Here is a 22,834-nt window from a genome sequence, read left to right on the forward strand (position 1 = left end):
CGCAGCTTCGAGCTGCGGTTTTTTTTCGAGGTGCGGCCAGTGGGACCGCGGCCCGCGTTTACTCCGGCTTGATGTTGCCCTTCTCCACGATCTGGCGCCAGACCGCGAGATCGTTCTCCAGGAGCTTCGTGAATGCCTGACGCGACACCACCGTCGGTGGCTCCACGTTGACCTTGCGGATCGCGTCTCTGAGTTCGGGCTCGTTCAGTTCCTTGTTGATCGCCGCATGCAGGCGGTCCAGGATCTGCACTGGCGTGCCCTTGGGCGCGAACACGCCTTGCCAGCCGGTCGCGGGGAACGCAAAGCCTTGTTCGGACATGAGCTTGATGTCGGGCAACCTGGGGCTGCGCACTTCACCATTCAAGGCGATGCCGCGCAGCTTGCCTTGTTCGATGAAGCCCACCGGGGACACCAGGTCGACCCAGCCGATGGGGATCACGCCCGCCACAATATCGGTCACCAGCGCGGGAATCGTCTTGTAGGGCACATGGTTGAAGGTGGGCAGTCCCGCCTTTTGCTTGATCCACTCCATCGTGAGATGGCCATTCGAGCCCACACCCCAGCTGCCATAGGTCTGGTACTTGGGGTCGCGCCGAATCAACTCCACCAGTTCGGGCAAGGTCTTGGCGGGGACCGAGGAATGCACCGCCAGAAGAACCCCGCCCGTCGCCGTCAGCGCGACGGGCGCGAGGTCGCGCAAGGTCTTGACGGGCAGGTCCGGGTTGAGGGCTTCGTTCATCACGCTGGCAGACGCCGACGTATGGACGATGGTGTAGCCGTCGGGGGCCGCATTCTTGACCGCCGTCAATCCGAGCAAGCCGTTCGCACCGGGACGGTTGTCGATGACGAACGGCTGACCGAAGACTTTCTGCAGCCGGTCGTACAACTGGCGGGCCAGCACATCGACCACGCCACCCGCGCCGCTGGGCACGATGACCTTGACCGGGCGAGTGGGCCAGCCCGCGCCAGCCTGGGCCCAGGACGCGCCGGGGAGCACAAGAGAAGCAGCGCTACCCAACATGAGGTGCCTGCGTGTGAGCGTTGCTTTCATGATTTCATTCCTTGATCAGATGGAGGTGCCCCCTTGATGTCTCCGATGGGGCACACCGTTATTTTATTTAATGTCGACATAAGTAACAAGAAAAAAAGGCCGATCCTGACCAGCGGTCAGATCGGCAAGGGAGAGAGGGTGAGCGCGCTGCAAGAGGACTTCCTCTCGCAGGCGCCAATGTGCTTCTAGTTCTCGAGCGTGATGCCGGTTTCGGTCACGATCTTCTTCCAGACCGCTGTGTCTTCCACGACCAGGGACCGGAATTGCTCCGGTGTCTTGTTGGGCGGCACGGCAATGTTCATCGACTTGACCCGCGTGCTCATCTCCGGCAGCGCCTGGATCTTGAGGATTTCGTCGTTCAACCGCTGCACGATGGCCTTGGGCGTTGCGGCGGGCGCGAACACGCCGAACCAGCCCACCGTGTCGAATGCATGGCCCTGCTCGCCCATCGTTGGCACGTTCGGCGTGCGCGACAGGCGCGTCTTGCCGGTGACCGCGATCGCGCGCATCTTGCCGGTCTCGACGAAGGGGATCGGGGCGGCCGGATCGGCCCATCCGATCTTGATGTTGCCCGCCATCAAGTCCGTCAGCAGTTGGGGCGTGGTCTTGTACCCCACATGCGTCATGTCCAGGCCGGTTTGCCGCTTGAGCCACTCCATCGTCAGGTGGCCCGATGAGCCCACGGCCCAGCTGCCATAGGTGAACTTGCCCGGCTGGGCCTTCACCACCTGGATCAGTTCCTGGAGATTCCTGGCCGGGAAATCGTTGCTCACAAGCAGCATGACGCCGCCCTCCGCGGTCTGCGCCACCGGCGCCAGGTCGCGCACGACGTCATAGGGCAAGGTCTTGACCAGCGCCGGCGCCATCACGCTGTTCGTGCCGTTGGTATAGAGGATGGTGTAGCCGTCGGGCGCCGCGCGCACCACCGTGTTGGTGCCCAACGACCCACTCGCCCCTGGCTTGTTGTCCACGACGACGGCTTGCTTGAGCGCTGTGGCGAGCCGGGTGGCCAACTCACGGGCCATCAGGTCGGTGCCGGAACCCGCGCCCGCGGGCACGACCATGGTGATCGGGCGGCTGGGCCAGACGTCCGTGTGTTGCGCGGATGCCGTTGCGAAAGTCGCCAGGGCCGCGAGGCCCACGGCTGTGCGCTGGATTGCTTTGCGTCTGTTCACGATGAATGCTCCGCGTGGTGGATGGAATCAGAAGGCATGGCGGATGCCGATGTCAATACCGGACGAGGTGCCGCCGCGGATGGGGATCGGGCCGGCGTCGGCGCCCGAGTTCACGGGCAACTGCAAGCTGCCGTTGTTCTTGATGCGTGCGTACGTGGTGTAGACGGCCGTGCGCTTGGACAGGTTGTGCACGTAGCCCACCGCGAACTTGCTGGCACTGCTGCCCAGGGCATCGTTGCGCGTCATGCGCGTGAAGGCCACCGGGATGTAGCCGGCCCCGACCGGGACCCAGGCACTGACCTGCCAGAACGGCGCCTTGTTCCCGCCACCGAGGGCCGCGACGGGCAGACCCGTCTTGTGCTGGCCCCACAGCAACATCACCTTGGCCACATCGAAGTTGTACGAACCCCCGACGCTTGTTTGCGTGTAGCCGTCCGCCGCTGCGTTTTTTGTCACGCCGTGCGAGACCGCGACGTCCCATTTCCCACCACCGTAGCCCAAACGCCCGCCGACATAACGTCCATCTTTGGAGTTCGCGGCGCCGGGCGCGTTTTCGCCCAGGGCGTAGGCGACCTGGCCGAAGAAACCCGGGCATACGAAGGCGGAACAACCCGGCGTGAAATAGCCCATGCTGTTGGACGCACGGAACACCGTGGAGGTACTGCCCTGCGTCGTGATCCCACCCAGGCCGACGCCGGTGCGGAACGCGTCGTACGCGAACAGGTTCCAGAAGCCCGGCGTGTAGTCGCGCCCCAGGCGAAGCTCGCCCAGGCGCTTGCTGCCCAGCGCGACGAACGACTTGCGGGCAAAGCTGAAGCCGCCGGCGGATGCGCCCGAAGGCTGGTTGTTGGTGTTGGTGGCCAGGGTGGTGCCCGTGTCGTTGAACAGGCCCGCTTCGAGTTCGAAGCTGGCGTACGCGCCATCGCCCAGGTCTTCACGACCCCGAAAACCCAGCCGGCTGCTCTGGTTGCCACCCGCGAGCACTTGCGTGCGGCTGGGCGCGCCCGTGGCGTGGTAGCTGCTGACCGAGGCGTCGACCACGCCGTAGAGCGTGACGGAGGATTGCGCGCTCGCGGCGCTGGCCGCGGCGAGTGCCGACAGGAAGAGGATGGAATGTCTCATGGGCAACCTTCTGGGTGAATGAACGGATGGATGTGGGCCGCGCCCGAAGGAAAACCCCCTGGACGACGTTGCGATTATTGGATAATATAATTTTTGTCGACATTAGGACAACTACCAATCCAGCCCACCGTCTGTCAGAGGACCGCCATGCAGATCTCACTCTTGCTCGACCGCTTCCAAGTGCAGCTGACCGCTCGCGCGCAACTGCATCCGCTCGACGACTTCAGTGCCTGGATCGAGACCACCCACGCCGCGGCCATCACGGCAGCGGGGGCCATCGAGGCGCTGGCTTCTCTGGACGGGGATGTGCAGCACCTGCCCGTCAAGCGGTCCGTGGCCGCGTTGGAAGTGCTGCGCGCCACCTGCACCCGGCCCGACCTGCTGCCACACGTCGCCGTCAGGCATTGCGAAGACGCCTTCGACGACGTTCACACGGAGCTGCGCGCGAGCTGCGATCACGCTTTAAGGTGAGGTAGAAAGCACCCCCCTGCGCCGCTGACGCGGCTTGCAACAACGCCCCCTCAGCCCACTGGCTGTGAATTGTCAATTCGCGGGATTCCTGAAGACACACACATCCGCCACTGGCCGAGGGCTTGGGGCACTGGGCCGAGGGCGCCTATGCGCAGGCGAGGAGCGCAGCACGCACAGGTTGCCGCGCGCAGCGCGGTCAAGTTCGCGTGTTAGGGCCTGTTCAGCCCATTTTTCCAAATGCGAATGGGTTGAAAACAGCGCCCATCTAGGCGCGCGACGACGGCCAGGCTGGACGCCTGGCCTAGGAGTGCAACGACGAGGGGCGCTGTTTTCAACCCATTCCCTTCGGGTTGCGGCCCAAAAGGCCATGCGCTGCGTTGCGAAGCCTCGCCGGGCCACAGGCCCGTCTGCGTTTCGCGCCTTGCGCATGGCCTTTTGGTTCCGCAACGCACCTTGGAAAAATAGGCTGAACAGGCCCTAGCGCAGCGAGTTTGCGAACTTGCCTGTGTGTGCGAGCACCGCAGCGAACCCCGAAGGGGCTGCGCATCGGCGCCCTCGGCCCAGTGCCCCAAACCCTTGGCGCGCCGACCAGGCAGGCTTGAAGTGAGAAGGTTGGCGCGCCTGCCCCCATCCCAGCCATCCCCCAGCGGGGGAAGGAGCCAAGTCAACCTCCGACGACGCAGCTCACGCCACCGTCCACGGCCAACACCTGACCGGTGATGTGCCGCCCCGCCGCCGTCGCGAACAGCAGCGTCGCGCCCTTGAGGTCTTCGTCATTGCCCAGACGGCCCAGGGGTGCGGCCTTGGTGACGTTCTCCTCACCCCAGGCCGCCAGCAGACCCACGGTCATTTTGGTGGGGAAGAAGCCGGGCGCAAGCGCATTCACGTTGATGCCGTACTTGCCCCACTCCGCCGCCAGCGCGCGCGTGAAGTTGATCGCCGCCGCCTTGCTGGTGTTGTAGGCGATGGTGGTCATCTCCGTCGGGTTGCCGCCGAGCCCGGCGACCGAAGCCACGTTGATGATGCGGCCCCTGCGGTTGGGGATCATGCTGGCGCGCGCCGCTGCCTGGCTGAAGGTGAAAAGACTGCGGGCGTTGAGGTTCATCACCTTGTCCCACGCATCCAGCGGGTGGTCTTCGGCCGGCGCGCCCCAGGTGGCACCCGCGTTGTTCACGAGGATGTCGATGCGCTTGAAGTGCTTCATCGTCGCATCCACCACCTTCTGTGCCGCACCGTCTTCGCTCGCATCGGCTGCCACGGTCTGGGCCTCGATGCCGCGCGAGCGCAATTCGCCCGCTGCATCTTCCAGGTCAACGGCCTTGCGCGACGTGAGCATGATCTTCGCGCCCGCTTCGCCGAGCGCGATCGCGATCTGCAGCCCAAGGCCACGCGATCCACCCGTGACGAGGGCCACTTGACCTTCGAGGTTGAAGAGTTTGGAAAGGGCGTCGTTGTTCATGAGGGTCCTCGTTGTGACAGGAAAAATCGATCGGCGTCAAAAGCAGTCGGCGCTCACCTGCAGGCAGGTCGGGTCGTTCGACGCCACCACGGAAAACCAGGCGTCGACCTTGGGCAACTCGTGCGCGAAGAAATAGCGCATGGCGAATTGTTTGCCTCGGGCGAGCGCATCGGTGCGGCCGTCGAGCCGCACGGCGATGTCGAGCCACAGCCAGGCCAGCACCACGTGGCCGAAGCCCTGCAGGTAAGGCACGGCGTTGGACAGCGCGGCCTCCGGTGGTGAGCAGGCCGCGCAGGCTTGCGTGGCCTGCTCCAGCCGCGCCACGGCGGCGGCAAGACGGGTCGCAGGTTCGCGCAACGCTTCTTGCGTGCACGCCTTCTCGACCGTGTCCTCGATGCGGGCCAGCAGCAGGCGCAGCGCGGCACCGCCCTCCATTGGCACCTTGCGGCCCAGCAGATCCAACGCCTGCACGCCGTGCGTGCCTTCGTGGATCATGTTGAGCCGGTTGTCGCGCCAGTGCTGCTCCACCGCGAAGTCGCGCGTGTAGCCGTAGCCGCCGTGCACCTGGATCGCCAGGCTGTTCGCTTCCAAGCACCATTCGCTCGGCCAACTCTTGGCAATGGGTGTGAGCAGTTCCAGCAAGCGTTCCGCGTCCTTCGCGGCAGCAGAATCGCCGGTGTGTTGCTCGTCGACCAAGCGCGCGCTGTAGAGCGCCAGCGCCAGGGCACCTTCACCGTAGGCCTTCTGCGCCAGCAGCATGCGGCGCACGTCCGCGTGCCCGACGATGGCGATCGGCGGTGCGCCCGCGTCCTTGCCCGAGGTGCCCACGCGGCGCCCCTGGCTGCGGGTGTTGGCGTACTCCACGCTCGCCTCATAGCCGGCCATGCCCAACGCCGTCGCGCCCAAGCCGATGCGGATGCGTGCCTCGTTCATCATGTGGAACATGCAGCGCAGCCCTTCACCGGGCGCACCCACGCGGTAGCCGATGGCGCCACCGTGTTCGCCAAAATTCAGCAGGCAATTGGTGGTACCCCGGTTGCCCAGCTTGTGGTTCAGGCCCGCGAGCGTCACGTCGTTGCGCTCACCGGTCAGCGCACCCTCGGCGTCCACGCGCATCTTCGGCACGATGAACAGCGAAATGCCGCGCGTGCCGGGCACCAGCTTGCCATCGGGCCCCGGGATCTTCGCCAACACGAGGTGCACGATGTTCTCGGTGATCTCGTGGTCGCCGCCGGAGATCCACATCTTGTTGCCGCTGAGGCGGTAGCGGGGCCCCAACGCGTCGTCCTCGAAGCCGCCGCCATCGGGCACCGCACGCGTGGCGATGTCGGACAGCGACGAGCCCGCCTGCGGCTCCGACAGGCACATGGTGCCGAACCAGCGGCCCGACAACTGCGGGGCCGCGAACACCTGCTTCTGCCGCTCGGTACCGTGCACCATCAGCAGGTTCGCGTTCGCGGTGGTCAGCACCGCGTAGCTCGAAATGCCGATGCTCGCCTTGTAGAAAAACGCACTGGCCGCCATCTCGACGACAAAGGGAAGTTGCATGCCACCCATGTCTTCGTCCTGCGTCGCGGCGAGCATGCCGGATTCCGCGTACTTCGCCAGCGCCTCGTGCGTCTCGCGCGGCAGGTTCACGCGTTCGCCGTCGAAATGCGGCTCCTGGGTGTCCACCAGGCGGTTCAGCGGAGCGAACTCGGTGGCCGCTAGGCGTTCGCTCATGTCGAGCACGGAGGCAAAGGTTTCCGAAGAGTGGTCGGCAAAGCGCGGGCGCCGCGTCAGCGCGGCCACGTCCAGCCATTCGTTGAGAAGGAAGTCCAGCGTGGCTCTCATCACGACGCCTTCGTTTTCTTCGCAGAAGCCGACGACGGAAACACCTCGAAGACGCCGGCCGCGCCCATGCCGCCGCCCACGCACATGGTCACGCACACGTGCTTCACGCCGCGTCGGCGGCCTTCGATCAAGGCGTGTCCGGTCAGCCGCTGGCCACTCACGCCGTAGGGATGGCCCACCGCGATCGCGCCGCCATTGACGTTGAGGCGCTCCATCGGAATGCCCAGGCGGTCGACGCAATAGAGCACCTGCACCGCAAAGGCTTCGTTGAGCTCCCACAGGCCGATGTCGTCGACCGTGAGGCCCAGCCGCTTGAGCAGCTTGGGGATGGCGAACACCGGCCCGATGCCCATTTCGTCGGGCTCGCAGCCGGCCACCGAGAAGCCGAGAAAGCGGCCCAGCGGTTCCAGGTTCTTCTGTTGTGCGTAGCGGTCGCTGGTGACCACGCAAGCGCCAGCGCCGTCGCTGAACTGGCTCGCATTGCCTGCGGTGATGAGGCCACCGGGAATTGCAGAGCGCAGACCCTTGATGCCGTCGTAGGTGGTGCCGGCGCGTGGGCCTTCGTCGGCGCTCACGGTCACTTCGCGGGTGCGAATGCCCAGCGCAGGGTCGGTGTAAGCCATGGTCGTGGTGACGCTGATCATCTCCTCGTCGAACAGGCCGGCGGCCTGCGCCGCACAGGCCTTCTGCTGGCTCGCCGCACCGTATTCGTCCATGCGCTCGCGCGAGATGCCATAACGGCTGGCCACCATCTCCGCGGTCCTGAGCATGGGCCAGTAGATCTCGGGCTTGTTCTCGTTGAGCCAGCCGTCGGTGAACATGTGCATGTTCATCTCGTTCTGCACGCACGAGATGCTCTCGACGCCACCGGCCACGAAGACATCGGCCTCGCCGGTCATCACGCGCTGCGAGGCCAGCGCAATGGTCTGCAGACCGCTCGAACAGAAGCGGTTGACGGTGGTGCCGGCTACGCTCACCGGCAGGCCGGCGCGCAGGCCGATCTGCCGCGCCACGTTCCAGCCGGTGGCGCCTTCGGGGTTGGAACAGCCCATGAGCACGTCGTCGACGGCACTGGGTTCGACACCGGCGCGCTCGACCGCGGCCTTGACCGCCAGCCCGCCCAGCGTGGCGCCATGGGTCATGTTGAAAGCGCCCTTCCAGCTCTTGGTGAGCGGCGTGCGGGCGGTGGAGACGATCACGGCATCGGTCATGGGATTCTTTCTGTGAAGGGCTGAAGTGCGGTTCAACTGAAGGACCGGCCTTCGGCGGCCAGGCGGGCGAGAAGCGGCGCGGGCTGCCAGAAAGCCCCGTCGTCGTTAGGGTTGCGGGCGAAGCGGCTCATCGTCTGCACCACGTTGAACAGGCCCTGGGATGCGGCGTAGTGCATCGGGCCACCGCGCAGCGCGGGAAAGCCGTAGCCACTGAGGTAGACCATGTCGACATCGCTGGCGCGGCTGGCGATGCCTTCGTCCACGATCTTCGCGCCCTCGTTCACCAGCGCGTACACGAGGCGTTGCACGATCTCTTCGTCACCGACGCGGCGCTTCTCGATGCCCAGCACCTGGCGGTGCGCATCGATCATCGCGTTCACGTCCGCGCTGGGGATGGCATCGCGCTTGCCGCTCGCGTAGTCGTACCAGCCCGCGCCGGTCTTCTGGCCGAAGCGGCCTTGCTCACACAGCAGGTCCGCGGTCTTGCTGTAGCGCATGTCGGGCTGCTCGACATACCGGCGCTTGCGGATCGCCCAACCGATGTCGTTGCCCGCGAGGTCGCTCATGCGAAACGGCCCCATCGCGAAACCGAAGCGCTCGACCGCCTTGTCCACCTGCTCCGGCGTGCAGCCCTCTTCCAGCAGAAAGCCGGCCTGGCGGAAGTACTGCTCCACCATGCGGTTGCCGATGAAGCCGTCGCACACGCCCGACACCACCGCCGTCTTGCGGATCTTCTTCGCCAACGCCATCACAGTCGCCAGCACGTCGGCCGAGGTCTTCGCGCCGCGCACCACTTCCAGCAGCTTCATCACGTTGGCGGGGCTGAAGAAGTGCATGCCCACCACGTCTTGCGGACGCTGCGTGAACGAGGCGATCTGGTCGAGGTTCAGCGTCGAGGTGTTCGACGCGAGGATCGCGCCTTGCTTCATGACCTGGTCAAGCCGGCCGAACACCTGCTGCTTCACACCCGTGTCTTCGAACACCGCTTCGATCACGAGGTCGGCGTCGCCGATGTCGTCGTAGGACAGCGTGCTGCCCAACAAGGCCATGCGCTGTTCGAGCGCACTCTGGCTGAGCTTGCGCTTGGCCACCTGGGCTTCGTAGTTCTTGCGGATGGTGGCGAGGCCGCGGTCGAGCGCGTCCTGCTTCGTTTCGAGCAGCGTCACTGGCATGCCGGCGTTCAGGAAGTTCATGGCAATGCCACCACCCATGGTGCCTGCGCCAATCACAGCCACCGTCTCGATGCGGCGCGTCGGCGTGTCGGCCGGCACATCGGGGATGCGGGCCGCCGCGCGTTCGGCGAAGAAGGCGTGGCGCAAGGCCTTGCCCTCCGGGGTCGCCATCAGGCCATTGAACAGCGCGTGCTCGCGCGCCAGGCCGTCGTCGAAGCGCGGTGTCAACGCGGCCGCGACCGCGTCCACGCATGCCAAGGGCGCGGGCTGGCCCTTCGCCGCCGCCTTCACCGCCGTGCGGGCGAACGCCAGGTAACCGTCGGGGTTGGCGTGCGTGACCTTGAGATCGCGCAGGCGCGGCAATGGCCGTTGGGCCGCGACCTTCTGCGCGAAGCCCACGGCTTTGTCCAGCAAGTCGCCTTCGGTCAGCAGGTCGATGAGCCCCTGCCCCGGCAATGCCGCGAGCGTTTCGCTGACCACCGGCTGGCCACTCACGACCATGTTCAAGGCCGCTTCCAGGCCGATGGCGCGCGGCAGGCGCTGCGTGCCACCGCCGCCGGGCAACAGACCGATCTTCACCTCGGGCAAGCCCATTCTCGCCCCCGCGGTCGCCACGCGGTAGTGGCAGCCCAGCGCCAGCTCCAGACCGCCGCCCAGGCACACGCCGTGGATCGCGGCGATCACCGGCTTGGATGCGTTCTCCAGCGTGCGGATCAATGTGAGCAGGTTGGGCTCGGCCAGGTCATCGGGCGTGCCGAACTCACGGATGTCGGCGCCACCGGAGAAGCCTTTGCCTTCGCCGGTCAATACGATCGCGGCGATGGCCGGATCGGCCAGGGCCTGGTCGAACGCCCGGGCCAGATCGCGCCGCGCCTGCAGGCCGAGGCTGTTGACGGGTGGGTTTTTCAAGGTCAGCACAGCGATGCTGCTGCGCGTGTCGAGGTGCACGGTCATGGGGGTTCGCTTGAAAGGTGGAAAGGGATTTACTCGATGGCCTTGGTCATGTCCTCGACGACCTTCTTCGCATCGCCGAAGACCATCATTGTCTTGTCCATGTAGAACAGCTCGTTGTCCAGGCCCGCATAACCCGCGGCCATCGAGCGCTTGTTCACGATCACCGTCTTGGCTTTGTAGGCCTCCAGGATCGGCATGCCGAAGATCGGGCTGCCCTTTTGCAGCGCGGCCGGGTTCACCACGTCGTTGGCCCCCAGAATGATCGCCACGTCGGCCTGCCCGAACTCGCCGTTGATGTCTTCCATCTCGAACACCTGGTCGTACGGCACCTCGGCCTCGGCCAGCAACACGTTCATGTGCCCCGGCATGCGCCCGGCCACCGGGTGGATCGCGTACTTCACCGTGATGCCCTTCTCAGTGAGCTTGTGCGCCAGTTCCTTCACCGCGTGCTGCGCGCGCGCCACCGCCAGGCCGTAGCCCGGCACGATCACCACCGTCTCGGCGTTGCCGAGCACGAAGGCCGCGTCGTCCGCGCTGCCGCTCTTGACCGGGCGCGCCTCGGCCTTGGCACCGCCCGCAGCAGCGGTGTCGCCGCCGAAGCCGCCCAGGATCACGTTGAAGAACGAGCGGTTCATGGCCTTGCACATGATGTAGCTCAGGATCGCGCCCGAGGAGCCCACCAGCGAGCCGGCAATGATCAGCATGCTGTTGTTCAGGCTGAAGCCGATGCCCGCTGCCGCCCAGCCCGAGTAGCTGTTGAGCATGGAGACCACCACCGGCATGTCCGCGCCACCGATCGGGATGATGATGAGCACGCCCAGGATGAAGCCCAGCGCGATCACCAGCACGATGTCGATCCAGCTCTGCGAGTGCCAGAAGCCGAAGCAGAAGAACACCACCGCCAGGCCCAGCAGCAGGTTGAGCTTGTGCTGGCCGGGGAAGGTCACCGGTGCGCCCTGGAACAGGCGGAACTTGTACTTGCCCGAGAGCTTGCCGAAAGCGATGACCGAGCCCGAGAAGGTGACCGCGCCGATGAAGGCGCCCAAGGCGAGTTCGATGCGGTTGCCACCGGGAATCGGCGCACCTTCGGCAACGATGCCAAAGGCCCAGGGTTCGGCCACCACGGCCACCGCGATGCAGACAGCGGCCAGGCCGATCATGCTGTGCATGAAGGCGACCAGCTCAGGCATCTTGGTCATCTCCACCCGCTTGGCCATGACGGCGCCCACACCGCCACCGACCACCAGGCCACCGAGCACCCAGGAGAGGCCTTGCGCGGCGTTGACCTGCATCTGCTCGGCCAGGGTGAAGATCAGGCCGCCCGTGGTGAGCACGGCAATCGCCATGCCGGTCATTCCGAAGACGTTGCCCCGGATCGAGGTGGTGGGGTGCGACAGGCCCTTCAAGGCCTGGATGAAGCAGACGCTGGCGATGAGGTACAGCAGCGTGACGAGGTTCATGCTCATTTCGCAGCCCCTTCAGCGGCCGGTGCCTTGCGTTCTTTCTTCTTGAACATCTCCAGCATGCGCCGGGTGACGAGGAAGCCACCGAAGACGTTGACGGCAGCCAGCGCCACGGCGAGCACGCCCATGGTCTTGCCCAGGTTCGTTTCGGTGAGCGCAGCGGCCAGCATGGCGCCCACGATCACGATGGCGGAGATGGCGTTGGTCACCGCCATCAGCGGCGTGTGCAGCGCGGGCGTGACGTTCCACACCACGTGGTAACCCACGTAGATCGCCAGCACGAAGATGATGAGGTTGAGGATGGTGGGGGATACGGCTTCCATGGGGTCCTTGATCGGTTGGGGACAGAGCTGAAGATCTGTCCCGCAAATTCATTGGCTTCTTTTCACTTCGCCGTTTTGGGTCATCAGGCAGGCGGCGACGATGTCGTCGTCCATCGGCACCTGCACCGCCGTCGCATCTTTGGGCAGCACGAGCTTGAGGAAATCGAGCACGTTGCGCGCATACAGCGCCGACGCATCGGCACCCACCATCGCCGCCAGGTTGGTCTCGCCCACGATGGTCACGCCGTGTTTCACCACGGTCCTGTCGGCCTCGCTCAGCGGGCAGTTGCCGCCCACACCGTCGGCACCCTTGCCCGCTGCGATGTCCACGATCACGCTGCCCGGCTTCATGGACTTGACCATGTCTTCGGTGATCAGCACCGGCGCGGCGCGCCCAGGGATCAGCGCGGTGGAGATCACCACGTCGGCCTGCGCCACGCGCTTGGCCACTTCCACCTTCTGGCGCTCCAGCCAGCTCGGCGGCATCGGGCGCGCGTAGCCACCCACGCCTTCGGCCGCTTCCTTCTCTTCGGCGGTCTCGTACGGCACGTCGATGAACTTGCCGCCCAAGGACTCAACCTGCTCCTTCACGCTGGGGCGCACGTCGGAGGCTTCGATCACCGCGCCCAGGCGCTTGGCCGTGGCAATCGCTTGAAGACCGGCCACGCCCACGCCGAGGATGACCACGCGCGCGGCCTTGACCGTGCCCGCCGCCGTCATGAGCATGGGAAAGAAGCGCTGGTAGTGGTGCGCGGCCAGCATCACGGCCTTGTAGCCGGCGATGTTGGCTTGCGAGGAGAGCACGTCCATGCTTTGTGCGCGCGTGGTGCGCGGCGCGGCCTCGAGTGCGAAGGCGGTGAGGCCCGCGCTGGCCAGGCGTTGCAGGCCGGCGGCATCGAAGGGGTTGAGCATGCCGACCACGGTCGCGCCCGGCTTCATCAAAGCCAGCTCGCCATCGCTGGGCGCGCGCACCTTGAGCACCAGGTCACAACCCAGCGCGCCGGCCGCATCGGTGATCTCGGCACCGGCGGCCACAAAGGCCTCGTCGGTCACGCTGGCGGCCACGCCCGCGCCCGTTTGCACGCGCACGCTGTGGCCTTGCGCCACGACTTTCTTCACCGTCTCCGGGGTCACGGCCACCCGGGTCTCGCCCGCTGCCGTTTCGGCGGGAACGCCAATCTTCATACAAGCCTCGTTCAGTTCGGGTTGGCGGACGCGTCGCAGAGCACCACCACGGTGCCCATCTTTTTCTTCGCTTCGACAGCGAGGTGGGCCTGTGCCGTTTCCTGCAACGGGAAACGCTGGTCCACGCTGTGGATCGCGCCGGGTGTTTCCTGCGCCCAGCGCTGGACCCCGAGCTGCGCCTCGCGACGCACGGGCGCTGACAGGCCGGACAGGTACAAACCGCGCAAGCGCAGGTTCTTGCGGATGACGCTGGACAGGGGCAAGGCCGTCACGGCCTTCGGTCCGATCGCGTACGACACCCAGGTCGCGCCGTCACTGGCGACGTTCATCACCAGATCGCTGTTGGCCACCGCGTCGACATCGACGATGCGCTGAACCCCTTGCGGACCGGCCGCGTCCCGCACCTGCTGCAGGGCATCGGCGTCCGTGTAGAGCACCACGGCATCGGCCCCGGCGAGGCGCGCGTGTGCGGCTTTCTCGGCGCCGCTCACGGTGGCGATGACCTTGGCGCCACCCCACTTGGCCAGTTGCACCGCGTAGTGGCCCACCGCGCCCGCACCACCGGTGACCAGCACCACGCGGCCTTGGATAGGGCTCTCGTCAAACAGGGCGAGGTAGGCTGTCATGCCGGGGATGCCCAGGCAGGCGCCCTCCTCGTCGCTCAGGTGGTCCGGCAATGTGCACGCCAGCTCTTCGGGCAGGCAGATGTATTGCGCGGCCGTGCCAAAGGCCCGGCCGCGTTGACCGAAGTAGACCCACACACGCTCGCCGATACGTTGCGCATCCACGCCCTCGCCGACCGCGTCGATCACGCCGGCACCATCGCTGTTGGGAATGATCTGCGCAAACTCCATCCCATGAAGGCGGCCAGCACGCCGGTTCGCATCCGCCGGATTGACGGCCGATGCGCGCAAGCGCACACGGACTTCACCCCGCCCGGGTGTGGGCGTGGGGATCTCGCCGTAAACGAGAACCTCGGGCGCCGAACCCTGCTTTTCGTACCAGACCGCCTTCATGTGCTTACCCCACCTTGACGAGTTGCTTGCCGAAGTTCTTGCCCGTCAGCATCCGGATGAATGCGTCCGGCGCGTTGAGCAGGTCCTCGGCGACGTCTTCCTTGAACTTGATCTTTCCTTCTTTCAGCCAGACCGACAGGTCGGCCAGGGCCTTGGGCCAGTACTCGCGGTGGTCCGCGATCACGAAGGCGTAAGCCGTCACACGGTGCATCAGCAAGTGGCGCAGGCCCTTGACGCCATAGGGTTCCTTGGCGTTGTACTGGCTGACGTTACCGCACAGGGCGATGCGCGCATGGTCGGCAATGCGGTTCAGCACCGCATCGAGAATCGGACCGCCGACGTTTTCGAACAGCACGTCCACGTAGTTCGGCGTGGCGGCGGCCAGTTGTTCTTCGAAGTCGGGTGCACGGTAGTCCACGCACACGTCAAAGCCCAGCTCCTCGACCACGTAGCGGCACTTCTCGGCGCCGCCGGCAATGCCGACGACACGGCAACCCTTGAGCTTGGCGATCTGTCCGACCACACCACCCACGGCGCCCGAGGCGGCGGTCACCACGACGGTTTCGCCGGCTTTCGGCTTGGCCAGTTCCAGCAGGCCGTAGTGCGCCGTCACACCGGTCATGCCCAGCACGCCGAGCGCGGCCGAGGGCACGCCCATGGCGGGATCGAGCACGCGCGCTGTCGTCTTGTTGATGACGCCATAGGTTTGCCAGCCCAGGCCGGCGGCCACCAGCGTGCCCTTGGGCAGCAAAGGGTCGCGGCTGTCGATCACCTCGCCCACCGTGCCCCCCGGCATCAGTTCACCGGGCTTGAGCGGCTCGGCATACGAGCGGATCGGGTCCATGCGGGGGCGCATGTACGGGTCCAGCGAGAGGTATTGGTTGCGCACCAGCGCCTCGCCATCCTTGAGTTCGGGCAAGTCGGACTTCGTGATCTCGAAGTCCTCGGGCGTCACCATTCCCTTGGGGTGGCGCTTCATGCGGATCTGGGTGTTCTGGGCGGTCTGGGTGCTCATGCCAATGCTCCTGGGACTTTGCGAAGAATTTCCTCTGCGTTGCGGTACATGTAGTCGTCCAGGGCCGAGTCCTTGATGGGCAGGTTCAGCGTGTCGCGCACGGAGTCGTCCACACCGAAGAAGGAATACGCCGAGGCGTAGATGAAGCGCTTGGGCAACCAGTTGATGCCGTCCACATAGGCCTGGCCACCGGGGGCGAAGGCGTACACGTCTGGCGAGACGAACACGTTCATCAAACCGGTCACGTCGCTCTTGAACGCCAGCGCCACCGCCTCGTTCACATACGGGTAGCAGCCGTGGCCCAGGATCACCGGCATGGTGGAGTAGCGCCGCGCCACGCGGTCAAAGCGCACCGGGTCGGTGTGGCTGATGTCGGGGCCTGCCAGCGGACCGGTCATGAACAGCAGCGGCACATTCAACTCGGCCACGCGCTCGTACAACGGGAACAGTTTCTCGTCATCGGCGTACATCGGCGTGCGCGCCAGCCCTGGTTCCAGGCAGATGCCCACCAGGCCCATCTCTTTCACCGCCACGTCGATACCGGCCAGGATGTCCGCCATCGGCTTGTCGAAGTCGATGCCGGCCAGGCCCAGCAAGCGCCGGTTGGTGCGCTCGGTCAACGCCTGCAGGTCGGTGTCCTCGATGTGCACCGGCACGGGGCGGTTGACGTTGTGGCGTCCGTTCATGAGCCCCAAGCGCACGCCCACGGAGTCCATCTCGGAGACCAGCGCGGCCAGGGCGCGGTCTTCCGAATGCGGCCAGGGTTCGGTGGAGATGGCGTACGAACGGGGCACGGCGTGACCCATGATGCGGTTGACGTTGCCCACCACGTTGGGGGTGAAGAAGGTGCGGTACGGACCGGTGGGGGGGCGCAGGCGGAAGTCGATGATCTTGCCGGCCAGGCGGTCGAAGCGGGCTTGGAAGTCGCTCATGGGTTTGTCTCCTGAAGAGCTGGGTTGGGGAGGTGGAAAACGTGCGGTGTGAAGTCACTATACACGATTAATGTCGACATGCAACATGTCGCGTGATAAATTGAGACTTCGTCAACACTCCAGAAAGAAGCGCTCTCCCATGACCTCATCCCCCATCGCGAATCCCTTCTCCCTTGAAGGCCGGACCGTGCTCGTCACCGGTGCGGGCCGTGGCATCGGCGGCAGTTGCGCCCGCACGCTGGCGCGTGCCGGTGCGGAGGTGTGGCTGATGGCGCGCAGCGCGGCCGAGATCGAAGAAGTCGCCGACCGGATCCGTGCCGAGGGTGGTCGCGCCCACGCCGCGCCCTGTGATGTGACGGACACGGCGGCGGTGCGTGCCGTGATCGCCCGCATCCCCACGCTCGACGTGCTGGTGAACAACGCGGGCACCAACACCCCGGAACCCTTTCTCGACGTGAGAGAGGAACGGCTGGACTTTCTGCTCAACCTGAATGTGCGGGCGATGTTCCTGGCGGCGCAGGCGGCCGCGCGCAAGATGCTCGAGCACCCGGAGCGTGCCGCGCGCGGTGGCGCAATCGTCAACATGACGTCACAGATGGGCCATGTGGGGCAGAGCTTGCGCAGCGTCTACGTCATGGCCAAGCACGCGCTGGAAGGGCTGACCAAGGCCACCGCGCTGGAACTGGCACCGCAAGGGATTCGTGTGGTCTCGATCGCACCCACGATGATCGAGACACCCATGATCGCCGAGCGCATGGCCAGCCCCGACTTCGCCGAGCGTGTTGTCGCGCGCATCCCCATCGGCCGTGTCGGACAGCCCGACGAGGTCGCCAACGCCGTGCTGTTCGCGGCCTCCCCGGCCGCATCGCTGGTGACCGGCAGCACCATCTTCGTCGATGGCGGCTGGACGGCGCAGTGAGTGTCCGCGTGGCAAGAACTACCGTGTCAAACCACGCCACGCAGATGAGGGGGAGCTAATGCAGGGATGCCGAGGGTCCGGCTCCGCCGGCCCAAGGCATCGTCCCACCTCGAAGCGCCGAAGGCGCGCAACAGAGGGGGGAAGCCGCGTCAGCGGCGCAGGAGGGAGTGCCGGTTACACCGGCACTTCGCCTTTGAGCGTGACGCGGTTGAGCACGCGCTCCTGTTCGCCGTAGTCATGCACCGCGTAGTGCATGGTGCAGCGGTTGTCCCACATCACCACATCGCCCACGCGCCACATGTGGCGGTAGATGTTGTCCGGCTGGGTGCAGTGCGCGTACAGGTAGTCCAGCAAGGGCCTGGTTTCCTCCGGCGTCATGCCATCGAAGCTCTCGATGTTGTCGCTTTGCGCGATGTAGAGCACCTTGCCGCCGGTTTCGGGGTGGGTGCGCACCAGCGGGTGGACGGCGCAGGCGATGTCCTTGTCCGCAATGCCCTGCATGCGCGCCAGCCGCACGCCACGAAAGCGCACCCGCACGCCCGCGAGCATGCGCTTCATGCCTTCGGAGAGGCGGTCGTACGCGACGTACTGGTTGGTCCACATCGTGTCGCCCCCGTTGGGCACCACCTGCGCCGAAAGGATCGAGAGCTTGGGCGGTACGGCCGTGAACGGGCTGTCGTAGTGCCACGCTTCGGTGGACGACGTGGCCTTCGGGATCTTCGTGATCTGCACCACTTCCGGGGTCGCGGCCAACTGGAGCTTGCTGAGCCCTGCCGTGACCACCGGCTCGCCCCACTGGCGCGCGAAGGCGATCTGCGCTTCAGGGCCGACGAACTGGTCCCGAAACACCAGCGTGCAGTACCTCAGGAACGCGGCGTTCAATTCGCGGAACACCTCGGGCGCCATGGGTTCGTTGAGGTTGATGCCTTCGACCGAGGCACCGACGTTTCCCGTGAGGGGCGTGATACGCAAGCTCATGTTTGTCTCCTTCGTTGTAGCGAAGAATACCATCCAATTTTATTTTTGTCGCCATTAATACATTTTGCAGCCAAGTGCGCAACCGGGAACAACATGGCGCGGCGATAATGTTTCACCCATGCCCGCCAAAACCCCTTCCTCGTCCATCGCCAAACCGCAACCCGATGACACGGCCGAGGGCCGTTCGCATGCGCTGTCGGCTTTGCTGATGCCCAAAAACGGTCTGATGATGGCCGTCGAACAGGCCCTTCTGCGGGGCGATGGCGCACATGCCTCTCCGCCGATTGCCGAGCAGATCGCCGCGCGCCTGGCCGGCTTGATCGCGCTGGATCTGCTCCAGCCGGGCCAGCGCCTGTTCGAAACCGACATCAGCGAGATCTTGCACGTCAGCCGCAGCCCGGTGCGCGAGGCGATCCGCATCCTTGAGCGCGACCGTCTGGTGGAAATGAGCGCCCGCCGAGGTGCCACGGTGACCGCACCTGAAGAGCGCGGCCTCCAGGACATCTTCGAGGTGCGAACCGCCCTGTATGCGATTCTTCTGGAACAGGTGATCGCAGAACGGCCCAAAGACCTCGACACGGTGTTCGAGCAGTTCCTGCCACGTCTCGTGCAGGCCTCGTCCGAAACGCCCGAGGCTTATGCCGTGCAGAGCTTTCTGTTCAACCTGGCCATCGCCGATCTGTGCAGCAACCACCTGGTCGTCGATCAGCTCAAGGCCATCTCGCTGCGCACCTTGCGCTATGTCCGCCTGGGTCTGGTGAGCTCACCCGAGCTGGTGCCGCGTTCGGTCAAGAGCTGGCGCGCGCTTCACGCCGCGGTATTGAAACGGGACGTGCCGCTCAGCATCGAAAGGTCCACCCAGCGCATCGGTGCGGTCCTCGATCTCACGGTCAGGGCGATCCGGCAGTCGCAGCCCGCGGCCAACAAGGGCCGCGCACGCGCTTAAGCCGGTTCGCGCGTCCGCGCGTACTGCGCGAAGAGGCGCTCCATCGAGGTGTGGCGCTCGTCGGCATACACCCATTGCGTGGGTGCGAGGTTGGTGGCCCGCACGATCATGTCCTGGGTGCCCACATCCACGATGTTGATGCAGGCCGGTGATTGCTCCAGACGGCCGAAGAAGGCCCGCCCCCCGGCCAGCGCGCGCGATAACAGGGCGCGGTTCACGCCGCCGTGCAGCACCAGCAGCATGCAGTCCCAACCCTCGCGGGCCAGCAGCGCGTCGAAAGCGGGCAACACGCGGTCCAGCATTTCACCGACCGACTCGCCGCCCAGAAAACGCTGGGCCTCCACATCGCGGGTCACCGTGAAGGGATGGGTGAACGCCGCCCTGAGCTGATCGTCCAGGAGAGCGGCCAGCGAGCCACCCCGGATTTCCGCCAGCGCGGGCGCCACCTCCAGTGCCAGGTGGCTCTGCTGGGCTGCGGCCAGCACGCGCTGCGCCGTTTCCTCGGTGCGCGGCAGTCCGCTGACCACGACGCGGTCGAACACCACGCCCTCTTTCGCGAACAGGGCACCGGCCGCATCGGCCTGCAGGCGGCCCTGTGCATTGAGCGGCACGCCATGGCTCTCCACCGGCGTGCCATCGGGCTTGAAGTAGTCCACGGCGCCGTGGCGCATCAGAACAATCCGGCGTCGCATCATGGCTGTTTCCTTGTTTGTGGGTTCATTTCAAGCTCCGATGGGTAGAGCGGGCGGGTGGTGCCGCGCCGCGAATGTCCAGGCCAGCTCGGCCAGCGGCCGCGCCAGCGCGCCGGCTTCGCGCGCCTGCGCGTTCGCAGCCACGCCATCCTCGGCCCGGCGGGCCACACCCTGCAGGATCGCGGCCAGGCGGAACAGGTTGTAGGCCAGGTAGAAATTCCAGTCGGCGGCGACGGCCTGCACATCGGTGCGGCCGGTGCGTTCGCCATAGCGTCGCAGGTAGTCGGCTTCGTCGGGTATGCCCAGCGCCGCCAGGTCCAGCCCGCCGATGCCACGCTCGGTCCGGTGCGGAATGTGCCAGTACATGCACAGGTAGCTGAAGTCGGCGAGGGGATGCCCCAGCGTGGACAGCTCCCAGTCGAGCACCGCCAGAACGCGCGGCTCGGTGGGGTGGAACATCAGGTTGTCGAGGCGGTAGTCGCCATGCACGATCGCGGGCCGCGTGTGTTCGCGCGCGCTGGGCGGAATGTTCTTCGGCAGCCAGGCGATCAACGCGTCCATCTCGCGGATCGGCGCCATCGCGCTGGTCTGGTATTGGCGTGTCCAGCGCGCGATCTGGCGCTCGAAGTAGTTGCCCGGGCGACCGTAGTCGGCCAGGCCAATCGCGGCCGGATCGACACGGTGCAGCGCAGCGATCACCCGATGCATCTCATCGTAGATGGCGCTGCGTTCCTCGGGTGCCATGCCCGCCAGCGACTGGTCCCACAGCACCCGGCCTTCGACAAAGGCCATGACGTAAAACGCACGGCCGATCACCGACTCGTCTTCGCACAGCAGGTGCACAGCGGCCACGGGCACATCGGTGCCGGCCAGCGCCTCCATGACCCGGTACTCGCGCTCGATCGCGTGCGCGGACGGCAGCAACATCGCGGCGGGCGCTGGCTTGGTCCGCATGACGTAGCGGGCGCCGTCGGTCACCAGCAGGTAGGTGGGATTGGATTGGCCGCCGCTGAAACGCTCCACGCGCAGCGGTCCCTGAAACCCCACGATCCGGTCGCTCAGATAGCGTTCGAGAGCGGCGGCATCAATGTCTTGCTGGACCGCGGCAGGACGGGTTTGCGTGGACGCATCCATCAGTACGGCACGTCGCCCACGATGCCGGCCCGCTCCATTTTGCGCGGCTGCGGCCAGTAGTCCATGACGGCGTAGTGGTGCGTGGCGCGGTTGTCCCAGATCGCCACGCTGTTCGGGCGCCACCGGAAACGCACCTGGTATTCCGGGATCGTCGCCTGGCTGTGCAGGTACTGCAGCAACTGGCCCGCGCCGGGGTTCTTGTCGATGCCGTAACGCACGTTCTCCGGCGTATGGAAGTTGACGAAGTGCGTCGTGAAGCTGCCCACGTACAGGATCTTCTCGCCGGTCTCGGGGTGCGTGCGCACGACCGGGTGTTCAACGGGCGGGTTCTCCCGGCCGAGTTTTTGGCGCGCCTGCACGTCCATCACGGAGCCAAACGAGTGCTCGATGCTCGAGATCGCACGCAGGTTCGCGATCTTCTTCTTCACGTCTTCGGGCAGCATGGCGTAAGCCTGGACCATGTTCACCCAGATCGTGTCGCCACCCACCGGCGGGCACTCGATACAGCGCAGCACCGCGCCCATCGGCGGGTTCGGCCGCCACAGGCCGTCGGTGTGCCAGTTGTTCTCGTAGGGGTTCTTTTCTTCGCTGCGGTAGACCTGCACGAGGCCGGGATGGTCGGGGTCGCTGCCGGCCACGGGATGGTCTTCCAGATCGCCGAAGCGGCGCGCGAACGCCACGTGTTCGGCGCGCGTGATGTCCTGGTCCCGAAGAAACAGAACGCGGTGCTTCAGCAGCAACGCTCTCATTTCGGCAAACAGGCCGTCGTCGCGCGACACATCGCCCAGGTTCACGCCAGAAACTTCGGCCCCGATACAGGCCGTCAGTTGTTCGACTTTCATGTCATGTCTCCTTCTCGCCCCAGAAAAGGGGCAGGTGTCGGTTGCAGTTGGTGCGAGAATATCAGAACATTTTATTTTTGTCGACATGAGAAACAATTGAAAAGTGGATGCACATGATCGCTGAAAAGCTTCGGGAGCCAGACCCAAAGATGAACAGGTTCCACCTCGCCGATGTCCGCGCGCTGATCGCCCCGGGTGAACCCATGGTGATGGCGGTCGAACAGACGCTCGCGCACGGCCACGGATGGTCGCGCTCGGCCGCGCCGGTGGCCGAGCGGATCGCGATTTCCATCGCCGGCGCCATCGTCTGCGACCATCTGTCGCCCGGGCAACGCCTGCCCGAGAAGGAACTCTCGGCCGCCCTGGGGGTGAGCCGCGCGCCGACCCGCGAGGCGATGCGCATTCTGGAGCGCGAGCGCCTGGTCGACTTCCAGGCGCGCCGCGGCTGCGTCGTCGCCGAGTTGGACGAAAAGGAGGTGATGGAACTCTTTGCGGTGCGCAGCACCCTGCACGAGATCCTGTTCGCGCAGCTGATGGCCGAGCAACGACCCGCCCTGGCCAGCTTGATCGCGCAGCGGCTCGCACGGCTCGATGCGTTGCAGCATGGCCCGACGGACCACTACGCGGTGGGCAGCTACTTGCTGAACCTGTCGATCGTCCACCTGTGCGGCAACCGGCTCGTGGCCGACCTGCTCACCTCGATCGCGCTGCGCACGCTGCGGCACCTGCGGCGCGGCCATGCCACCTTCCCGGCGTCGGTGGCGCGCTCCCTCCACAGCTGGCGCGCGATCCACCGCGCCGTGATGCTGGGCGACACGGCGCGTGTGCTGACCCTGATTCAGGAACGCACGGACGACGCCCGGACCGCATCGCTCAACGCGGTGCGGGCGAAGGACCAGAAAAATCACTAAACACAATTAATGTCGACATACCACATGTCG

21 protein-coding genes are annotated in these 22,834 nt (G+C 65.8%); 4 read left to right on the forward strand and 17 right to left on the reverse strand.

Features of this window, described 5'->3' with window-relative positions; all coding sequences use genetic code 11:
* Positions 1–58: 58 nt before the first annotated feature.
* The 3 genes from F9K07_RS22230 to F9K07_RS22240 all read right to left on the reverse strand — a co-directional run bounded on the left by F9K07_RS22230 (position 59) and on the right by F9K07_RS22240 (position 3,348).
* Positions 59–1,051: a Bug family tripartite tricarboxylate transporter substrate binding protein gene (locus F9K07_RS22230; protein WP_159595493.1), complete on the reverse strand. Its 993-nt coding sequence runs from the start codon at positions 1,049–1,051 to the stop codon at positions 59–61.
* A 185-nt stretch (positions 1,052–1,236) separates the two neighbouring features.
* On the reverse strand, positions 1,237–2,226 hold the full coding sequence (locus F9K07_RS22235; protein ID WP_236581439.1) for a Bug family tripartite tricarboxylate transporter substrate binding protein: 990 nt from the start codon (positions 2,224–2,226) through the stop codon (positions 1,237–1,239).
* A gap of 27 nt (positions 2,227–2,253) precedes the next feature.
* Positions 2,254–3,348, reverse strand: coding sequence for a porin (locus F9K07_RS22240; protein WP_159595494.1), 1,095 nt, complete (start codon positions 3,346–3,348; stop codon positions 2,254–2,256).
* Between the two features lie 147 nt (positions 3,349–3,495).
* On the opposite strand from F9K07_RS22240, the gene F9K07_RS22245 reads away from it, so the two are divergent.
* Positions 3,496–3,819 carry a hypothetical protein gene (locus F9K07_RS22245; RefSeq protein ID WP_159595495.1) on the forward strand — a complete coding sequence of 108 codons (324 nt, stop codon included), beginning with the start codon at positions 3,496–3,498 and terminating at the stop codon, positions 3,817–3,819.
* Between the two features lie 664 nt (positions 3,820–4,483).
* Here F9K07_RS22245 and F9K07_RS22250 read toward each other — a convergent pair.
* The 10 genes from F9K07_RS22250 to F9K07_RS22295 are packed head-to-tail and all read right to left on the reverse strand — an operon-like array spanning position 4,484 to position 16,382.
* Positions 4,484–5,278: an SDR family oxidoreductase gene (locus F9K07_RS22250; protein WP_159595496.1), complete on the reverse strand. Its 795-nt coding sequence runs from the start codon at positions 5,276–5,278 to the stop codon at positions 4,484–4,486.
* Positions 5,279–5,314: 36 nt separating this feature from the next.
* Positions 5,315–7,111: an acyl-CoA dehydrogenase gene (locus F9K07_RS22255; protein ID WP_159595497.1), complete on the reverse strand. Its 1,797-nt coding sequence runs from the start codon at positions 7,109–7,111 to the stop codon at positions 5,315–5,317.
* Complete coding sequence (locus F9K07_RS22260) at positions 7,111–8,322, reverse strand: acetyl-CoA C-acyltransferase (protein ID WP_159595498.1); 1,212 nt, start codon at positions 8,320–8,322, stop codon at positions 7,111–7,113. The genes F9K07_RS22255 and F9K07_RS22260 overlap by 1 nt, the downstream gene beginning before the upstream one ends.
* 32 nt (positions 8,323–8,354) lie before the next feature.
* Positions 8,355–10,448 carry a 3-hydroxyacyl-CoA dehydrogenase NAD-binding domain-containing protein gene (locus F9K07_RS22265; protein WP_159595499.1) on the reverse strand — a complete coding sequence of 698 codons (2,094 nt, stop codon included), beginning with the start codon at positions 10,446–10,448 and terminating at the stop codon, positions 8,355–8,357.
* Positions 10,449–10,477: 29 nt separating this feature from the next.
* Complete coding sequence (locus tag F9K07_RS22270) at positions 10,478–11,914, reverse strand: NAD(P)(+) transhydrogenase (Re/Si-specific) subunit beta (RefSeq protein ID WP_159595500.1); 1,437 nt, start codon at positions 11,912–11,914, stop codon at positions 10,478–10,480.
* Complete coding sequence (locus F9K07_RS22275; RefSeq protein ID WP_159595501.1) at positions 11,911–12,234, reverse strand: NAD(P) transhydrogenase subunit alpha; 324 nt, start codon at positions 12,232–12,234, stop codon at positions 11,911–11,913. Before F9K07_RS22275 ends, F9K07_RS22270 begins: the two co-directional genes overlap by 4 nt.
* Before the next feature lie 48 nt (positions 12,235–12,282).
* The gene (locus F9K07_RS22280) at positions 12,283–13,419 is read right to left on the reverse strand and encodes a Re/Si-specific NAD(P)(+) transhydrogenase subunit alpha (RefSeq protein WP_159595502.1); all 1,137 of its coding nucleotides are present in this window, start codon (positions 13,417–13,419) and stop codon (positions 12,283–12,285) included.
* Positions 13,420–13,430: 11 nt separating this feature from the next.
* Positions 13,431–14,435, reverse strand: coding sequence for an NADPH:quinone reductase (locus F9K07_RS22285; protein ID WP_159595503.1), 1,005 nt, complete (start codon positions 14,433–14,435; stop codon positions 13,431–13,433).
* Positions 14,436–14,439: 4 nt separating this feature from the next.
* Positions 14,440–15,450, reverse strand: coding sequence for an NADP-dependent oxidoreductase (locus F9K07_RS22290; protein ID WP_159595504.1), 1,011 nt, complete (start codon positions 15,448–15,450; stop codon positions 14,440–14,442).
* A complete protein-coding gene (locus F9K07_RS22295) occupies positions 15,447–16,382 on the reverse strand; it encodes an amidohydrolase family protein (RefSeq protein WP_159595505.1) in 936 nt (311 codons plus the stop codon). Before F9K07_RS22295 ends, F9K07_RS22290 begins: the two co-directional genes overlap by 4 nt.
* A gap of 139 nt (positions 16,383–16,521) precedes the next feature.
* Between F9K07_RS22295 and F9K07_RS22300 the strand changes: the two genes are divergently transcribed.
* Complete coding sequence (locus F9K07_RS22300) at positions 16,522–17,301, forward strand: SDR family NAD(P)-dependent oxidoreductase (RefSeq protein WP_159595506.1); 780 nt, start codon at positions 16,522–16,524, stop codon at positions 17,299–17,301.
* A gap of 174 nt (positions 17,302–17,475) precedes the next feature.
* Here F9K07_RS22300 and F9K07_RS22305 read toward each other — a convergent pair whose 3' ends face one another.
* A complete protein-coding gene (locus F9K07_RS22305) occupies positions 17,476–18,279 on the reverse strand; it encodes a TauD/TfdA dioxygenase family protein (protein ID WP_159595507.1) in 804 nt (267 codons plus the stop codon).
* Between the two features lie 118 nt (positions 18,280–18,397).
* Here F9K07_RS22305 and F9K07_RS22310 point away from each other — a divergent pair, with 118 nt between their 5' ends.
* Positions 18,398–19,225 (forward strand): GntR family transcriptional regulator, encoded by an 828-nt coding sequence (locus tag F9K07_RS22310; protein WP_159595508.1) that lies wholly within the window; start codon positions 18,398–18,400, stop codon positions 19,223–19,225.
* Here the strand turns inward: F9K07_RS22310 and F9K07_RS22315 are convergent.
* The 3 genes from F9K07_RS22315 to F9K07_RS22325 are packed head-to-tail and all read right to left on the reverse strand — an operon-like array spanning position 19,222 to position 21,893.
* The gene (locus tag F9K07_RS22315) at positions 19,222–19,920 is read right to left on the reverse strand and encodes a histidine phosphatase family protein (RefSeq protein ID WP_159595509.1); all 699 of its coding nucleotides are present in this window, start codon (positions 19,918–19,920) and stop codon (positions 19,222–19,224) included. The two genes, F9K07_RS22310 and F9K07_RS22315, sit on opposite strands and share 4 nt — an antisense overlap.
* 27 nt (positions 19,921–19,947) lie before the next feature.
* Complete coding sequence (locus F9K07_RS22320; protein WP_159595510.1) at positions 19,948–21,051, reverse strand: phosphotransferase; 1,104 nt, start codon at positions 21,049–21,051, stop codon at positions 19,948–19,950.
* Positions 21,051–21,893 carry a TauD/TfdA dioxygenase family protein gene (locus F9K07_RS22325; protein WP_159595511.1) on the reverse strand — a complete coding sequence of 281 codons (843 nt, stop codon included), beginning with the start codon at positions 21,891–21,893 and terminating at the stop codon, positions 21,051–21,053. Before F9K07_RS22325 ends, F9K07_RS22320 begins: the two co-directional genes overlap by 1 nt.
* A 113-nt stretch (positions 21,894–22,006) precedes the next feature.
* Between F9K07_RS22325 and F9K07_RS22330 the strand changes: the two genes are divergently transcribed.
* Entirely contained in the window at positions 22,007–22,804 is a 798-nt protein-coding gene (locus tag F9K07_RS22330; protein ID WP_159595512.1) for a GntR family transcriptional regulator, read from the forward strand.
* Positions 22,805–22,834 lie beyond the last annotated feature (30 nt).

Origin of the sequence: Hydrogenophaga sp. BPS33 (assembly GCF_009859475.1) — a bacterium.
Taxonomy (GTDB): domain Bacteria; phylum Pseudomonadota; class Gammaproteobacteria; order Burkholderiales; family Burkholderiaceae_C; genus Hydrogenophaga.